The following is a 17,847-nucleotide window of genomic DNA, read 5'->3' on the forward strand; positions in this document are numbered from 1 at the left end:
TCTCCCATGTGGACACCTCCGTTAGTCTCATTATCCTTCCGTCCGTTAACGGGTGTCCACTTTTTATTCTAGCTCCAAATGAATCTCTACTTGATGAACAAGTCAAAGGACTCTCCTTTTTTTATTTAATAAAAGACGAAAATAACTCTATTCTTGGAAGAATAAATTTAGTTGATATTGATGATTCCGATAAAATAGGATTTCTCGGCTATAGAGTGGGACAAATCCACACTGGAAAAGGTGTTGCTAAAAAAGCGTTAAAATTATTACTCAATACGATAGTTGATTTAGATATAAAAGAAGTTAAGGCAAAAACAACCACCAACAATATAGCATCTCAAAAAGTTTTAGAGCAAAACGGATTCGAGCATATAGAAACTAGTGATAAAGAATTTGAAATGTATGGGCAAATGTTAAAATTCATTAGTTATAGATGGACAAATAAACCATTATTTTAATCACTAATCGGTCGCGGCTGTTAAAGCTGAAGACCATAAGCCAAATTCCTCGTTCAAGATACTGAGGGGTTAGGCTTTTTTTGTCTTTTAAGATCTATTTTTGATAAGTAATAGAATTAATTTATAAACTTGACTGTGCCAATGATTAGGTGTACTATACGTTTGTGTAAATGGAATATATTACAATTTAAATATTTATTTTGAAATCTTATATTTTCAAGATGGGTATCAGAGCCTAACATAACTAAGATATCAATGCGTATAAATGAGTTTTACATTTTGTCTGCAACACATAATCATTGGCAGGCATTCATTTTACATATGACGGATTGTCAAACCAAGTGCGACAGTTCTTCTGTGAAAGATTCGTGAGCGGTCTTCCAACCCAAGCATTTTCGTGGTCTGTGATTTATTAGATCGAGTGAATGGGCGAGTTCATCATCATACACCCCTGCGAGATCGGTACCTTTAGGGAAAAACTCTCGAAGTAATCCGTTCGCATTCTCGTTGGAACCGCGTTGCCAGGATGAATACGGATCAGCAAAATAAACGTGTAGGTTATGGGTGGTTTCCAGATTGGCATAGCATGCAAACTCCTTGCCTCGGTCAGCCGTGGCTGTGAGGAAGGTTCCCGTGGGATACTGTGAAATCGCTACACCGAGCGCAATCTCCATCGACAAAGCGATGCGATCAGGCATGAGAACAGCGGTATATAGACGTGTCTTACGTTCAATCAACGTCGCTACGCAGCCTTTACTTTTCCCACGACCCGATACAACGGTATCCAGCTCCCAGTGCCCAAATGTTTCACGAGTACGGACTTCTTTTGGGCGATCTGAAATCGTCCTTCCAATGGCGAATTTACCGCGCGTTTCTGCGGGTTTCTGACGCTTCCCCTTATGCCGAAGAACCTGTAATACGCCTCGAACCAGGCGCCCTGCATAGATCCAGCGATAGATGGTTTTGAAAGAGACGGCATGCCGCCCTTCGATGCGGAAACGTTCGGTGATTTGTTCCGGAGACCACGTTGCCTCCAATTTTTCCTCCAGTGAAGCAGCCAAGGCATCGGACCAATTCCCTGGAGAGACCGAAGCCTTACGACGCTCCTCATAAGCATTCTGAGCTTGTTCTGCCTGATAAGGATGTGATGAAGCCACACGATCTAACTCACGACAAATCGTCGATGGATGCCTACCCAGTTCTTTCGCAATGGCTCTTGAGCTTCTACCTTGTCTGTGGAGGACTTCTAGCTTGCTACGTTCGATTATGCTAAGATGTCTGTAGCTCATGGTTGGATTCTCCTTGTGTGAATGGTGTTGTGGTGACTTCATTCTACACGAATCCGGCCATGGGCCATTTTTTATTTATTTCCAGTAGGTGTCGCACTTCATATTACAATTCGTCATATACATTCCTACTTCATAGAGTTTTCTAGCCTGTAGAGTTCTACCTCCTTAATTTCTTTTTCAGTAAAGAAAAAAGGGGAAGAACCATCTTTAAAAGAGAGGAGGGCAAGAAGCTTTAAGCTGCAAGCAGGTCTATTTGTCGTAACCGCATGTTTTTGTAAAAGAATACCCATAACAAGAAAGGTGGAATTTATTGCTATGAGAAAATTGATTAGTTTAGCTCTTATTCTTGTTCTAGTGCTTTCATTTAATGTAGCTGCCTATGCAGACGGTGATGTGACCCAAGCCAAACCTATGACAAAGGAAGAAATAATTAATTCCAAAGAATTCCGTGAAGCTGTGAAAGCGGCTAAGGCTGAATTTGAATCGCAGAAGGCTGATAATGCGGGTGGTCCAGTTCTGTTTGCGCCTGCTCCGAAAGTGTCTCACATTAATGTATACGGTGTCGTATCTCCTAATGGCGGTCAAGAAATTTACGGCTTTAATAACAACCCACTGTCCACAACCAATAATCATGGTGGGGCTTGGATTCAGTGTATTACTTTCCAGATCGGTTATGACAGCAGTCACTACGGCACACTCGCCGGCAATACAATGACAAACAACTGGTCTGAAGCTATTGATCTGGACGGTGATCGTGTCGTAGATGCTTGGGCCCATTCTTGGGTTTATGAAGCGCCTAGTACAGGCGGACAATTTGTAGGTACGGTCTATTCCATTAATATTCCAACACAGTGGACCGCTTGGATTAATGTTCGTTAACAGGAAGGATGTAATATGAATATTGGAGGATTTGGCTATCATGGTTCTATCATGAGGAATACAGGAAGTAAGCCCAAAGGCTCATCAGCTCCAGATACGAATCAAATTGCACCTAAATTTGATGTGACAGCTCACTCTTCTGCTAACAATTGTGTTAGTACATTTGTTCAGACGGCTTTGAAGAATGCATCTCAAGAAGTTCAGGATGCGAGAACAAAGCAGAGTAAAAAGCAGTGGTTCAATCCCTTAACTGATGCTAATGGTAAAATTGCAGGTTCCTCCTTGCTGGCGCGACATATGGAAATGGAATACAACCTGATGCTTCGTTATGGTGCTAAGGAAGCCCGCATTCGCATGGACAATGTGTTTGCTGACAAAAATTCCGCCAAGTCTCTAATTCGTGCGGCTTTGGAACGAGCTAATCATCCGTTAACAAGTGCTAAAGGCTCTGCCCAGCTTGCGTTAGAAAAACTTTTTTTAGAGTCCTTTCTATCCTATCTGGATTGATAGACACCGATTTGATTTCTTGATCAGGCGCAGGGATATACATCCCCTGCGTCTTTTTTTTCGTTGTGAGATTACCCTAAGAGCAGTAGCAGAGCCACTTTTCAAGGAAATTGCCGAGTGTCTAGTTCAATAGGGTCAAACCTTCCAGTTCCACTTGTTTTAATATGCTCATTATTAAACGTATGGTCTCAATACGTCTAATCCGACTTTCAGGATTGGCTACGTGAATTCAATTCATTTTGGAATAATATCAAGCGTTAGTTGCACCCATTGCTCTTCTCTTTAGTGGTACACATATTCTTGTGAGATGTCCTTAAATTTAACCACAATAGGACACTGAGGAATTTACTACGATGAGCTTTAATGCTAACAATATTATTTTTTATCTATCCCTTTTTAACGGTTCAATACGTTCTTAAACCATCTTCAAGATCCTTCATATCCTTTTTATATGAGGCATACAAAGGAGGGGATATTAAATAAAGACCTTGAGGATTAGAGTCCTCAAGGTCTTATCAGTTCCTAGTTCTTAATACTATAATGTTTCATTAACTTATTAGTCACATCTTCGGGTATACCTATTGCCCAATTCAGCGACGACGATAACCATATAACTATTTCAGAGTTAGATAGAATAGCATCAGCAGGGCTTTCTTCTGTTCCCTGATTAAGGATATTCCAATACTCATCAGCGGTGGTACCCTTTTGTAAAACGCACCAGTTATATTGGGAAAACTCACTGTAGTAATAATTTACAGGGTCTGGATCTAAAACAGCCATAATTACAGAGGAGTCACCAAAAGTATCCATGATTTTCTCTAATTCATCCCAAAATTGATAGCTCATTACATAATCAAAATCAAAAACAACTTTATTTGGAAAGGAAACTTTAAATACTGGATTTGGTAACCTCTCGTCAACACAAATTACTTTTGAAACCAAACGTGATGCTTTCTCAAACTCTTCTGAGCTTTTAATCATTTTTCTCAATTTGTCAGTCCCCAATAGAATCTTAGTTGTGACCCCTGTAGCACCCTTAGCCTAAAATTCAGCGTTGAGTTATTTAGATTCAATTGTATACCTATATTCAATCATGTTAGTATTCCAATCTTCTTAATACAACGGATATGCCGATGGTTGCAATTCATACTCTCATTAATATTAAAGAAGATGCCCCGATGTATAACGAGGTCATCTTCTTTAAGAACGATACGGCAATTTTTATTATCCATATTAAAATGCAATATAAGAATGAACTCATTTCTCTCATTTTTCAAACAATCTTTTACTGTATTTTTGTTATGTTAATAGGGGTGTTCCAATTATCAAGATAAAAAATAACATTGGATCTAATATTTACTTTGTTCCAAACTTTCTTGTCTATAGGAAATGTTTCATCTCCAAAACTGTTTGATTTAACTTTAATATAGAAGGCTCCTTCATTTTCTAACTTTTTAGTTACCACTCCTGACAAAGGATCTTTCGTTGGTTCTTTATTAATTGAAACGATGTATAGATACTTCCCTTCATTCAGATACCGATAGGTTATTGAATCACCTTCTTTTAATTTGTTACATGATGGACTTTCAAATTGTTCTGTTTGAGTACTCCTGTTTATAGGCTTTGGTGGATCATTAACAGTTACCTTGCATGAATTACCTTTAAGGTCGACTGATATTATATGCCTGCTAGTTTGTACTGGAGTTGAATCTTTAAAGAAAATAAAAAAAATTAATATGGTAATAATTAACAAAAAACCTATTATTAATACCTTTCTCAAAATAACACCTCTTCCCTACAAAATACTTAATAGTATGGATTCCAACCAGTCCATGCAGTAGGTTTACCATCACTAGTAACAATTACAGTTTGCATAGTATACCCTTTGGGGTTGGCCACATAAATCATAGTAGTTACCGTACCCTTTTTAGTTACTTCAACATTGCCAAAAACTGATGCTACTAAATAGTTTACATTTCCAAATCTTTCACTGGTAACTAGACTTGTAAGTCGTGAGGAAACATCCCCCATAATTGCATCTGCTTTTCCCTTCGTGTACGTTGTCTCATCGTAAATGCAACCAGTGCAATTATATTTTGATGAATCGGCATAATAAACTGTATTGTCTCTAGGGTCTACCATTACTTTCATATTTTTTGAAGTATCATCTTGCAGTACAAAAGCATTAAAGACAGGCATACTCTGTTTCAAAAGTCCCTGCATACCTTTGTTGCTGTTTCTTATCGCTTTTGCTTGATTTGCAGCTTGGTTTCTTTTTTTGTGTGCGTGAACCCACATTGATGAATTGTCTTTGGATCCTTTAAAAACCCCATCCCAGTAAACCCAATCTGCTTTTAAGGAATTTAATTTCCAGTTAATGTTGAAAACATCTACATCTACGGCCACATGCCCACTCGGATCTACATATTTTAGAGGATTATTACTTACATAAGAGTACAAATTCAAACTTAATGGATCATTCAATTCTCCCTCATACGTGTCCTCACCGATGAAACGTGCCATGCCTGGATCATACCAGCGTGCTCGCAGATATTGCAGCCCTACAGTATCATCCCAATATTCTCCGGCATAGCGAAGCATATTCGGTACGGTTTCCTCTGTTGTTAACGGTCCGCCCCAGATATCATAGGTATAGCTGTTCAACACTTTTCCTGCATCGTCTACAAGGCCAACGACATCTCCATGACCATTCAACTGGTAGTATTCCAGTTTACCTGTTTGCTTGTCCTGGCGGGCCCATAATTGCCCATACAGATCATAGATATAGGCATATGTCAGCTCTACTTTTCCAGACGTCACAGTGGCCTCAGCCATGAGTTTGGCTTCTTCATCGTAAAAATAACGAATCGTTTGGTCGCCTTCCGTACGTTCATACAACAGTCCATTTCCATTATAGCTGTAGGTTACCGTTTTGCCTTCACCCGTTGCTTTAATCAGACGATTCTGGCTGTCATACGTATACTGTGCATCCTTTAGACCGTATACCTTACCACTTCCGGTACTGTACCGGTTACCATTCGGGTCATAAGTATACGTTTCTTTTTGCGTGCCCGTTTCGGTCTGAATCCGGCTCAATTCATCGTATGTGTATTGATCGGTTTCCCCATTCTGTGTACGGGACGTGATGTTTTTATTACCATCATATTCATAGGCGAACTGTTGCACCGCTGATGTCCCTTGAGAGATCGTGATTCCCGACAGGTCATAGCCATTGAACTGGTAGCTTGTGCTGAGGCCCTTGCCAAACGATAATTTCTCCAGCAAGCTATTGGACGCATAACTGAATGTCATACGATCCACAGGCGTCGTTCCCGATGCTGCGAGTGCAGAGGCCCCTCCTGAACCCGTGGTAATATCCATGGAGGTTACCCGATTCATGGCATCTACTTCGCCGTGAATGCGCAAGGATTGTCCTTTGGCATCCGTTAAGGTATACCCTAGACGTTGCTGGGTATTGTTTTCGTAATCAAGTCGTGTCCCATCCGGGAACGTCAGTCCGTTCAACATCCCATCTGCTGCTCGATAACTGTACGTGGTCTTTCCATGATCATCGGTCATCGATGTTCTGCGGCCAATCTCGTCGTACGTATAGGATACATTCGTATCCGGTGCTTTCATACCTGTGAGCATGTTGTCACTGTTATACGTATACTCTGTTACTTTCCCAAGTCGATCCTGTTTTTTAATCAGATTACTTTTCTTATCGTAATATAACGTTGTCGCATACCCGGCTGGACTCGGATGCGTCTGTTTAATGAGTCTTCCCAATTCATCATACTGTTTTGTGACTGTTTGCGTATTCGGTGATACGATCTGTGTCACTTGGCCCTGATAGCTATAGAAGTAACGGCTTGTCTCTTGCTTCGGTGTGGTTACCGTCGTAATTTGTCCAAGCGCATCATACGTATAGGTCGTTCGTTGACCGTTACCATCGATAGATGCAATTACGTTACCATCGATATCATACTCGGTTTGTTGTAACGGAACATATGCACCATTCCGATATTCTTCTACCGCCGTCACTCGACCGAGTAAATCCATCTTCTCCCGTGTTTGATTGTCAGCAGCATCCTTATAAGTCACCGTTTGGGCCACAGCATCAATGTTGGTTGTTCCGGTGGTCCCGTCTGGATACTTTGTCTCTATCGCTTGTCCAAACGCGTCGACTACAACTCTCGTAACATTGCCTTCAGCATCCTCAACAGCCGTAACATTACCTTCACGGTCATAGGCGTATTTGTACGTAGCCTCAGCCGTCTGCTCTTCTACCAAAAGACCTAACGGATTATACCGCTCGGTCGTGACAATGCCATCTGGCGATGTGTTTGTAATGATATTCTTAACATCATCGTACGCCGTAGTTGATTTCGTACCATCAGCATGCACGATTTGTATAAGTCGCCCTTCCTTATCATACTGATTCGATTCCTGTTCCCCGGATGCATCGGTTGTCTTTTCCAGTTCACCAGCATTCGTATATTCATACGATTCCACGAGGGCTTCTGCTTTACCAGCAGCATCATTCACGGTTATGGACTTGGATTTCACCAAATGCCCTGCATTAGCCTGATAACTCAACGTCGCTACGCTGTCTTTAGCTAAATAGCCGCCTTTATCCGTGGTGCTGGTGACTCTTCCTTTATCATCCAGCTTCACTTCCGATTCAGTGAGCAACTGCCCGCCGTATCCATTTTTAGTTGTGCTCCGCAGAACGGAACCTTGGCTGTTATAGGTTGTTTCGGTGTATCTCTCCAAGGTACTATTAATCTTGCCGGTCGAACGAATAGGTTTGATCCAGTGATATGGAGCCTTACCCGTTTCATACGCATAAGTGGATTCTTGTCCGGTACTGCGCTTTTCTGAAGTCACCATTCCATTGGTATCATAGGTCATGGTCGTGGTTAGCTTATCGCCTGCACGTCCACCCTCACTAACCCACTCCGTTATTTGAGTCGGAAGGTTTCGCTTCTTCTGGTTATCGTACTGCAACTCCGTGGAATAAGTCACGTCATCTCCAGTTAACGTGTGCTTATCTGCGCGAACCAAATCTGGATGAGCTGCAGCGCTAAACGTTTTGGAGAACGTCCAAGTATCTACAGTGTTCTCTGCTTTCACTTTCGTTGTCCAAGATGCGGATTGACCATAGGTGTCCAGATCTTCTCCAGAGTACTCAAAGTTAACCTTGTCCAGAACGCCTTCGCCATCCGTTGTGCTAAACTGGCTCTTGCGCTCTCTTACTTTGAATACAAAATGGGCGGAAGCTTCGCCGATCTGCTTCAGCGCCGGAATATATGCATAATCCGTTATAGCTGATGAAGGGCTTGTAATACGCGATAGCAACGCTGTATGCATCACACCTTGAGCATTTTGGTTGCTTTGCAACTCAGGTAAAAAGTTGAATTTGGATTCCGGATAATAGTACGTATACGTCGTTGTCCGATCGAGAGCATCCGTGTATTCTCGCAAAATACGAATGCCTTCGTCCTCGCGTTGCGTGTACGTTGCTTTCCGATCTGTTCCAGCAAGCTGTACAGTAACCTTCAGGTTGTCATAAGCAAATGTCAGCGCCTGACCTTCACTGTTTTCAATTCGTGTAATGACTTGGTTTCCGTCTAATGTCGTATAGTGAAAATTCACGCTATTCCGGTAGCCATCTGTAATTTGCAACAGTTCTCCGGCTTCATTAAATAGATAATCGTAGCCGTTTCGTATGGATAGACGATAACTGCTAGATACGCCATTAACAGTCACGGTCGCATCTCGCTTAACGGTTAAATCATTCCATACGTAACCTTCCAGTTCCAGATTCGCGTTTAAGCGATAATAGCCCACGCCTGGAATCAGAATATACTGATTATCGCCACGCTTTTCCATGAAAGGAATGTCCCAACGCCAGCCTTGCCCCAATCCAGCAGAGAGTTCTTCCTTGCGCGGCTTAACCGTATTGGAATACGTTTGTGTCGTTTCGTCATATTCAACGCCAAGTTGTCCAGTGGCTCTAGCGCTGTCATAGACTCGTGTCAGATCAAACGGAATGAGTCCAGGTAGAGAAAGGTCAGTACTCTGAATCATCATTTCCCCTGTAGCAGTAGAGATGGATTCCGCTCCATAAGACGTCATATAAAGCGATGCATCATCTCGGATATCTACATGGTTAAGTCCAGTTTCGTCCACGGTTGTTCCTGTACCTGGAGCATCCTCATTAAGAGCATTAATCGAGAAGTTATTTTGCTGTGATGATCCGGAAGGGCGTAGCCCCTCCATTTGGATCGGTTCGCTTATTTCTTGTGCTTCTAGCCATTTTTCAGCAGCCTCGCCGCCTGTGCGATCTGTCTGTAAAGCTTTATACAACTGGTACAGCGAGTAACCTTGATCTAGTTTTTTCTCAATCCAATTTTCTTTAATACCAAATTGCTCTTTTAAACTATGGATTGTAATGTAGGTAGCGGAAGGGAGGGAATCCCTACCTTCTGCCGCCGCTGCTGCTTGTCCTCCATATCCAAAAGAACCGAACCCACTAAGAACCAATATGACGCATAACCAAATAATCGTTATTTTCTTAAACACTCCATCACCTCAACCTAGATTTAGACAATCATTAATTAAATGGGAAAATCTTTTTCGTTCGTTTCGTTAAATTACCGTTGCGATCATACTCAAACACAATTTGATCTCCTGTAAATAGAACGACTTTAAGCAATTGATTGCCATAGCCGTACTCATAGCTATTGTCATTACGTATGTTCATCCATGCTGCTTTTATGGCTCCCTGAATCGGTTTTCCTTCTTTTTCACTTAGCTTGAGATAATAATTCTGTCCACCTTCAAGCTCCCATTCAAGAACGGTATATTGCTCACCATATACCTGTTCTTGCTCTATTGAAGCAGCTACCGGAATGCTCAATTCCTTATCTGAATACAATTCGATCCGAGGTTCAATGGAAAAATCACCTGATTCCTTTATCGCAATCCGATACTTGTCAGAGCTATAGGGGCTAAAACGATAATACACATTCCCTTGCTGAACTGTGGGAAGCTCCGTTTCTGTATTTTCATACAAAGTCAAAAACTCCACTTCCGCTTCCTTGACCGTAAAGTTACGGTAAGGACCTACAAATCTCAGCGATTGGGATGACACATTATGCACCTGAAAGTCAAACTTCCCAGGTATGTTTTGTGATCCTATCGCATTCTTCCCTTCCCTAACAACCCCTTGATTCTGATTCCGAATAACGTAATCATAGGTCAACCCTTCTACATGAGATGTAATGAGCGGTGCTGAATAAGATGATGTGTTGGAGAATAACACCGTGTTATTTGGAGCCAAACTACGTTTGATGAGTGCAGGCTCTTGACTAGGACTAGCTGTCACAGGAATGTCATACTCAATCGTTACCGGCTCTGAAGATACTACGGTTAAGACAAGCGTTCCACCCGCTGGAACTTCCCATGTTTCAAGACTTGAACCTTCTGTTAGATACCGATATTTATCTGTTCCTTCATAGACCACAAAATCCACAATGGAATTGGTTGCTCTAATCCGATTCAACTGAGCAGGTTCCGAACCCGGATTTGTAAATACTGCGCTCTGCCCTTGGTTAACAGTGATTTCCGATTCTGGTGAAGGGACTTGATCATCTTGTCCACGGAAAACACGGTAAATCCCACCATACGTTATGGGTTGATCCGAGATGTTGGTAACAACAACTTTTTTACCACCTAAGACATACGCCTCGATCGCTGTTGCTGTTCTACTGCTTGACACTGTTCCATCTACGTTGTAAATCGTGTAATCATACACCAGTCCCGCGCTGCTGGAAGCATCATTTCGAAGCCTTTTTGGATCTGAGCTTATGTTGGTGAAGGCATAGCTCTCGCCTTTGTTCAACGTTACGCGCAGATAAGCTGGTTCCTGGCTATCCACTACAGAGAAATCATCCGTGTATTCAAATATTACAGGTGTACTTCCCCCTACGGTAACGACGGCTTCACCACCAGAAGGAATGGTAGCCAGACTTACATTGCTATTGAATTTGTCACTATGTGCTCTACCGTCTGCCTTATACACCACAATATCAAACAGTGCACCTATTTTTTTGGCATTACTCCGTATTGGGTTGCTGAGCGAGCCTCCATTATGGAATATGACCGATTGACCCGGTGATACGGTAATCTTAGTTAGTGCTTCATTTGGTCGGTCCTCTACATCAAAAATGGTGTAAATCGCACCTATGGTTACAGGTTGAGCGGATACACCCGTGACCACTGCTTTATTTCCATAAAAAACAACAGGTTCAACCGCTGTTGCCTTTCTTGTACTCCGTTCTGTGCCATCCGGATAATAGGTGACGTAATCAAATATCCGCCCTTGACTGGTGGACGCATCACTGTCGAGATATTCCCGAGCGGTACTGTTATTCCAAAATGTCACGCTTTCTCCCTGTTTGAGTGTTACGCGATGGTATGCAGGTTCCATGCTTTCTTCAACCGAGAAATCATCCGTGTAACTAAACTCAATTGGGACTTGCCCAGCTACGGTGACGACAGCGTAACCCTGTGAGCGAATGATCGGATTTGTATTTTTGTTGAATCCATCCGAATGAACGACGTTTTCTGCTGTATAAAGAACATAGTCAAAAAGGGCTCCATTGGTACTGCTGGCATTGTTTTTTATCGGATTAGCCAACGAACCGTTATTACTGAAAATCATAGATTCTCCAGGATATACAGTGATTCGAGTAATCGCATCACCGCCTGCTTTTTGGACATCAAATGTCCGATAGGGCACACCATATGTTACAGGCGTTGCTGTAACCAAGGTTACAACGGCGGTTCTTCCTGCTGCTACAGTAGGTTTAGTGGTCGTATTCGTCCCTGTAGAACTTTCCGTTCCATTCGGAAGATAAACAACGTAATCATGCTTATCTTTGGTCGTTCCATCCGTTTGGAGCGCATCCGATTTGGAACTGATGTTGGTGAATTGGTAGCTCTCGCCCTGATTTAGAGTTGTACGCGTATAGGCTGGCTCATCGCTCCATTCACCGGTATATACTTCATAGGGAAATCCAACACTAACAGGCTGTGAGCCCGCTCCAGTAATAATAATTTCGTTCCCTTCTGCAAGTGAAGGTTTTCCAGTCGTTTCAAAATTAGAAGCTACAAGACTACCATCTTCTTTGTAAGAAGCGTAATCTATCTTCCTGTCCTGAGCTGTGGACGTATCGGCACTTAAAACTCTTGACTGTGTTCCTTCATTAAAATAACGATAGCTTTCTCCTTTGGACAGAGAAACCCTAAGCATGGCAGGATTGGTTGAAACGCTATAAGAAAATTCAGGACGGATTGTCACTGTAAAAGGATTTTGACCCGTCGAGGTGATCACAGCTGTATACCCTGAACCTACTGACAAACTGCTAATAGAGTTCATGTTTTCGCTCATGATGCTGCCATCAGGTCTATAAATAACATAATCGTATGCACTGCTTCTTGCGGTCGCCGCATTGGTACTTAACGATCTTGTCGCACTTCCGTTATTCGTGAACGTATAGGAATCTCCGGGACTCATGGTCAAAGTTCCGTCTGCCATGGCCATAGCTTGAGGAGCGAAAAAGTTCCCCCCGTATGTATCGTCGGTTACCGTCGGTGCATCCTCTGGTTCTTCAATAACTTCGTCTACACCTTCCGGCTCTTCATAGAAGTCCGGATCAATACCATCCAGATACTCTTCGCCTATTAAAGCTGTATCCTCCATAGAGACATCGACATTCTCGGTGCTACTTGTAGTTGTTATTATGGCATCCGAATGATCCGAAAGCGCATAACCGCTAGTCGGATACATAGTTCCAATCAACAACAAAGCCATCAGAAAAACAATAAAACCTTTTCTTAATCTCATGGAATTTAAATTCCTCCTTTATATTTTTTCTCCATTTACTTCCTCATCAGTGTTGTAAATGGAGCCTAATAAATTATTATCGTCATTTTCCTTATTTTAGGGTATGGTAAATTAGTCCCTAATTTCAGGGACTTTTTTCCTTTTTCCTTTCAGATAACAATTAATATAGCCTGTAATTATCTTTATCCGAAATAATATGAAAGATTAGATAAAGTTGAAATGTTATTTCAATTGAGTCAATCGTCTTCCCTATTTCGACTAGAACTTAGATTATTACCTGAAAAATATAAAAGCCGCCAGTTGGCGACTTTTGATTGAATAAATAGTTATCATTCTGGTATATGATCAGCGGACATATGGCTACTGTCCCACTAAATATATAAACACATAATTACTCTCATCCGACTTCTCTTCTGAGAAAACAAAACCTAACCGATCAAATCCCTTAATATCCTTCACATCTGTAATCTTGCGCTCTGCCATATACCGTACCATCTCACCCCTAGCCATTTTGGCGCGGGTTGCCTTTTCAACAAGCTTCCCATCAACCATTTGTCCAAATACACAAGTGATAAAACGGGTCTCCTCATTCAGAAAAGGAGTGATGTTTTTGCTATACTCTTTGGAAGCCAGATTCAGAATACAGTTGCTGTCCGCTTGAAGCTGATCTGCCAATTTGCTGCCCCAGAATTGATAGAGCGATTTGAAACCTGGGCCTTGTAGCTTGCCCTGCATCTCCAATCGATAAGGTGTAACCCCATCTAAAGGCCGCAACATGCCATAAAAACCGGATAATATGCGTAAATGCTGCTGAAGATACTCTAATTCCTCATTTTGAAAAACACCCGGAGCCATATATTGATACTGAATGCCCTCATAGGCATATATTGTTGGTGTCAGATTTGCTTTTATATTCATATTCCGAATCCGCTCCACGTTCTGTTCGGCGATTGCATCGTTACACTTCCACAACGTTTTGAGTTCGTCATAGGATAACTTTTGAAGCAGACTCAATAGCTGTTCTGACTCGTTAATAAAATGCGGCATTTGCGCGATAGCCATAAGATCGGTATCGATCTTCATCTTTTTAGCAGGTGAAATAATAATCCGTATCATGCTGATCCATCCTTAATCTACCGTTGTTATTGTCGTTATTCATTGTACAGCATTGACTAGGTGAATCCAATCTCAGGGCTTAACTGAATCACTCATGGTGCCTATGAAAGACTCAAAAATGAACAAGTCAGCCCACCATTGGACCGGCTTGTTCATTAGAATTCAACACATTAAATTGGTGAGAAAGCAAGGCGAGCATTTCAAACCGCTAATTAGGGAGATACGCTCCCCGCGCTACTATTTTGCTCTGTTTTAGTAGTCGGTAATTGAATCATTGGCGTATTTGACCCACTCACATATGGAAGTGCTCCATCCCATTTCTTAATTGTTTCATAATCAACGAGTTGACTCGATAATGATTGTTGAAGCTCTTTATTGGCTTTAGCTTGACCTTCTGCTTCGATCAATAGTTTGTCTGCATTACCTTGTGCTTCGACGCGCTTACGATCTGCTTCTTTCTTGGCGATCTCAAGTTCAGTCGTTTTACGTTCCAGTTCTTGAGAAGCTTCGACACGCTTATCGATTGCTTCCTGAGTCTTAGCGTCAGGTTGAGGAACTCCTACAGTCACGTTTGATACAATGAAGCCTAACTCTTTAACATCGTCAGAAAAACGTTGTTGCACGTCTACTCCTGCTTCGGATGATTTTTCACCATAAACATCAATGACTGTAAACTTGGAAATCCCCTTACGAGCTGCGTCACGGAAACGTGTTTTGAGATATGTATCCTCAATTTCTTGAATGCTAATTGGCCCAAATGTATTGAATATAGAAGATACTTTACTTGGTTCTACTTGGTAGTTGTAAGCAAAATCGATTGTGATGTTTTTCCCGTCAGAAGTAGCAATCTGAATATCTCTGTATTCAACCGTTTGAATTCGGATCGGATATTTCGTCACTTTATCAAACGCTCCAACGAGTTTCCACCCTTGACTCAGTGTGCTATCTTTTACGCCTCCATTTGGTGAATAAACGACCCCAACATATCCATTAGGAATTCGTGTTAAAAAGAAAGTCACCAGTAGCACTCCCACAATAATAACTAATGCAACTGCAATTGCCCCTACTCTAAACGTCTTTGAATTTTTCATCTACATTCTCCTCTTGTTTGAATTTATTGTATTTCTTCAGAATTCTACTACCTATTTTATTGAATAGCGGGAACATTAATGCCCATAGAATAAATGCTAGGATAAAAATTAAAATGATTCCCCCAATAAATGGCATATTCGTCCTCCCCTCTATGGATGTAACCGAGTACAAATTTATAAATGGTAACTAATTATATCCTCCTTTATATATACTTTGTAAATTGGTATTCGGTTTCAAGGATATTCAGCGCTTGAACTACTATTGGGTAAAGTAAAGAAGAAAAGGGTGAGTGGTTGACGTTCAGTACCCAGTTATTCCTATCAAGAAAGGGATCATCAATTCATCTGGGTATTATGGATCAGGAATAAATTATCCCCTTGCTTTTCTCTATGGGTGTAAAAATACTCCAATAGACTTCCCTACTGTCGCAAAAAAAAGCCGCCGTGTAGGCGACTTTGATGATACCCTCTAACTACGCAGTATACTTTGTTTCAGTTAATCATTTAGCAGCCGCAGCCATTTTCGTAATCTTGTCAGCAATATCTTCCGCCTGTAAAAGGGACGAGAATGAATCCGCCGCGAAATACTTCTCCATTTCAATCTCGATCACATGATTATTTTTGACTGCATCTAAGGATGTCCACGTCGCTGGAAGATTGGTTGGCTCTTGGCCTTCAACTTTGAGCACAATGACGTAATCGCCCACATAATCGTTCACAGTCTCCCATGACACTTCAATACGATCCTCATTTTTGTCAATGATATCACTTTTTACTTTAGGCGTTGGATTCAAGCCCAAGATATCGTATGTAGCTCTGCCCCCACGCTCGCCTGCATTGCCGATGACCATCAAAAATTTGTCTACCGTAACGTAATCCACAATGGAGATCGTTGCATCTTTTGGAATGACATTTTTGATTTTATTGCGGGCAGCCTCGGTACGTTTTACAAAATCAGAATTCCACTTCTCAGCTTCTTCTTGTCGACCCAGGATATCGCCCATTGCCGTAATTTCTTCCTGAATGGTGGAGTACTTGCTTGTCTCGAATACGACGGTAGGTGCAATTTTAGAGTAACTTTCATAGGCTGCCGGATTCCAAGTAATAATTACATCGGGAGACAAGTCCAACACCTTCTCCAAAGAAATACTTCCCTCCAACCCAATATCTTCAACGGTTTCAGGCAAATAAGGTTTTAGAAACTTTGCAAAGTTCATTTGTGTACTGGACGCGCCAACTGGCGTTACCCCTACAGCTAAGACTGGCCCCAAGTCCCAGTCCACAACAACACGTTTGGGATATACCGGAACACTCACTTCTCCCATGACCGTTGATAATTTGCGCGTACTCGTATCTTCTTTGGCCTCGTTGGAAGTCACATTTTGAGTAGACTCTGTACTTTGATTTGAATTTCCAACTGCTGCTCCTTGATTATTCGTTCGACCGGAGTTCCCACTTGTGCATGCTGAAAGTATAATCGTAAAACATAACATAAATGTTAATACCATCTTCGATCTTGTTCCTTTAAACATCTGCCAATCTCCTTCTGTTTTATATTGATAATGATTATCATTAATAACATAACAAGAAGAAGAATGTTTGCCCATAGAGGATACGAACCCTTCCCATGGACTATCTGAATCGACCAAGCTATCCTTCATTTTCTTTTTATATTGACCCGGTGTCATCCCAACCTGCTTTTTGAACAGACGTGTGAAATAAAAAACGTCACTATACCCTACACTTGAAGCAATCTCCTGTGCTGTGGCATCTGTGCGAATCATTAATTCCTTCGCTTTCGCCATCCGCGCCTGAATCACATATTCAATAGGGCTTCTCCCTGTACGGAGTTTGAATTGTTTCGATAAATATTGAATGCTGTAATTCCATAGTTCGGCCAATGACTCAAGCGAAATAGATTCATTGTAATGTTCGTGAATGTACTGGATAATCTCTTCTACCATATCCGTTTCTTTTGAGGTAACCCCTTGAAGCTTAAGTTGCTGAACAAGTGTATATACGAACTGGTAAAAGCCGATTTTCACATGAAAACGGTCAAACACCTGTCTTCGGCTCCATTCCTCACACATTGAATCCACATGGCGATATAGATTAAGCGGAGCGAGAGGCTGATAGGCATACGGTAACTGAAAGGGGTTATTCATGTCATAGTTGTGCTGAATCTCTTTACTAGCTTTGGGAGACATACTACCTCTATATAAAATGTAATAGTACGTGACCTCATCTTGCCCAGCTTCGATCCTGATCCTGCTTCCTTTTCCTGCATGCAGTAGATAAAACCGTTTAAATATATGTATATCTTCATCCCGTGAAATGGTGCCTTGTCCTTGCACGATATATATAAAACCACTGACTGGGAGATGGTATTGCTGCTTCCCCCCACTACTTATTACAAGTTGGCGAATATCCACCAGCTGAATCGATGAATTGTCCCACATTTGAATATACTCTTCCCAGTTCACTATTTTTCTCCCCCGATAGACCCCATACTGAACCTATTATTCAGTAATAAATCCCTTTGTAATCCTTTGATGATATTCGATAACGATAATCATTGTCAATTGAAAAGA

11 protein-coding genes are annotated in these 17,847 nt (G+C 41.6%); 3 read left to right on the top strand and 8 right to left on the bottom strand.

Annotation, left to right across the window (positions count from 1 at the left end; translation table 11 throughout):
- Positions 1-458 (top strand): GNAT family N-acetyltransferase (locus tag HF638_RS27805; RefSeq protein ID WP_169483132.1); only part of this gene is annotated, 458 nt, incomplete at its 5' end.
- A 332-nt stretch (positions 459-790) separates the two neighbouring features.
- On the opposite strand, the gene HF638_RS27810 is transcribed toward HF638_RS27805, so the two are convergent.
- Complete coding sequence (locus HF638_RS27810) at positions 791-1,747, bottom strand: IS30 family transposase (RefSeq protein WP_169483133.1); 957 nt, start codon at positions 1,745-1,747, stop codon at positions 791-793.
- A gap of 315 nt (positions 1,748-2,062) precedes the next feature.
- Here HF638_RS27810 and HF638_RS27815 point away from each other — a divergent pair, with 315 nt between their 5' ends.
- A complete protein-coding gene (locus HF638_RS27815) occupies positions 2,063-2,626 on the top strand; it encodes a DUF4879 domain-containing protein (RefSeq protein ID WP_169483134.1) in 564 nt (187 codons plus the stop codon).
- Between the two features lie 15 nt (positions 2,627-2,641).
- Positions 2,642-3,133 (top strand): hypothetical protein, encoded by a 492-nt coding sequence (locus tag HF638_RS27820; protein WP_169483135.1) that lies wholly within the window; start codon positions 2,642-2,644, stop codon positions 3,131-3,133.
- 522 nt (positions 3,134-3,655) lie between these two features.
- On the opposite strand, the gene HF638_RS27825 is transcribed toward HF638_RS27820, so the two are convergent.
- The 7 genes from HF638_RS27825 to HF638_RS27855 all read right to left on the bottom strand — a co-directional run bounded on the left by HF638_RS27825 (position 3,656) and on the right by HF638_RS27855 (position 17,739).
- On the bottom strand, positions 3,656-4,123 hold the full coding sequence (locus HF638_RS27825; RefSeq protein ID WP_169483136.1) for a hypothetical protein: 468 nt from the start codon (positions 4,121-4,123) through the stop codon (positions 3,656-3,658).
- A gap of 295 nt (positions 4,124-4,418) precedes the next feature.
- Positions 4,419-4,913, bottom strand: coding sequence for a hypothetical protein (locus tag HF638_RS27830; RefSeq protein ID WP_169483137.1), 495 nt, complete (start codon positions 4,911-4,913; stop codon positions 4,419-4,421).
- Between the two features lie 26 nt (positions 4,914-4,939).
- Positions 4,940-9,721, bottom strand: a complete 4,782-nt coding sequence (locus tag HF638_RS27835) for an RHS repeat-associated core domain-containing protein (protein WP_169483138.1) — start codon at positions 9,719-9,721, stop codon at positions 4,940-4,942.
- A gap of 31 nt (positions 9,722-9,752) precedes the next feature.
- Positions 9,753-13,049, bottom strand: a complete 3,297-nt coding sequence (locus tag HF638_RS27840; RefSeq protein WP_169483139.1) for an RHS repeat domain-containing protein — start codon at positions 13,047-13,049, stop codon at positions 9,753-9,755.
- 360 nt (positions 13,050-13,409) lie between these two features.
- Positions 13,410-14,165, bottom strand: a complete 756-nt coding sequence (gene yaaA / locus HF638_RS27845; RefSeq protein WP_211175825.1) for a peroxide stress protein YaaA — start codon at positions 14,163-14,165, stop codon at positions 13,410-13,412.
- 212 nt (positions 14,166-14,377) lie between these two features.
- On the bottom strand, positions 14,378-15,256 hold the full coding sequence (locus HF638_RS27850) for a prohibitin family protein (RefSeq protein WP_169483140.1): 879 nt from the start codon (positions 15,254-15,256) through the stop codon (positions 14,378-14,380).
- A 500-nt stretch (positions 15,257-15,756) separates the two neighbouring features.
- Complete coding sequence (locus HF638_RS27855) at positions 15,757-17,739, bottom strand: ABC transporter substrate-binding protein (RefSeq protein WP_169483141.1); 1,983 nt, start codon at positions 17,737-17,739, stop codon at positions 15,757-15,759.
- Between the last annotated feature and the right edge of the window lie 108 nt (positions 17,740-17,847).

Origin of the sequence: Paenibacillus sp. SZ31 (assembly GCF_012912005.1) — a bacterium.
In the GTDB taxonomy this organism is placed as follows: Bacteria; Bacillota; Bacilli; order Paenibacillales; family Paenibacillaceae; genus Paenibacillus.

Excerpts from the sequence above, each read along its gene's own strand:
- HF638_RS27810 (WP_169483133.1), bottom strand. The coding sequence starts at position 1,747 with ATGAGCTACAGACATCTTAGCATAATCGAACGTAGCAAGCTAGAAGTC.
- HF638_RS27815 (WP_169483134.1), top strand. The coding sequence starts at position 2,063 with ATGAGAAAATTGATTAGTTTAGCTCTTATTCTTGTTCTAGTGCTTTCA.
- HF638_RS27820 (WP_169483135.1), top strand. The coding sequence starts at position 2,642 with ATGAATATTGGAGGATTTGGCTATCATGGTTCTATCATGAGGAATACA.
- HF638_RS27840 (WP_169483139.1), bottom strand. The coding sequence starts at position 13,049 with ATGAGATTAAGAAAAGGTTTTATTGTTTTTCTGATGGCTTTGTTGTTG.
- yaaA (WP_211175825.1), bottom strand. The coding sequence starts at position 14,165 with ATGATACGGATTATTATTTCACCTGCTAAAAAGATGAAGATCGATACC.
- HF638_RS27850 (WP_169483140.1), bottom strand. The coding sequence starts at position 15,256 with ATGAAAAATTCAAAGACGTTTAGAGTAGGGGCAATTGCAGTTGCATTA.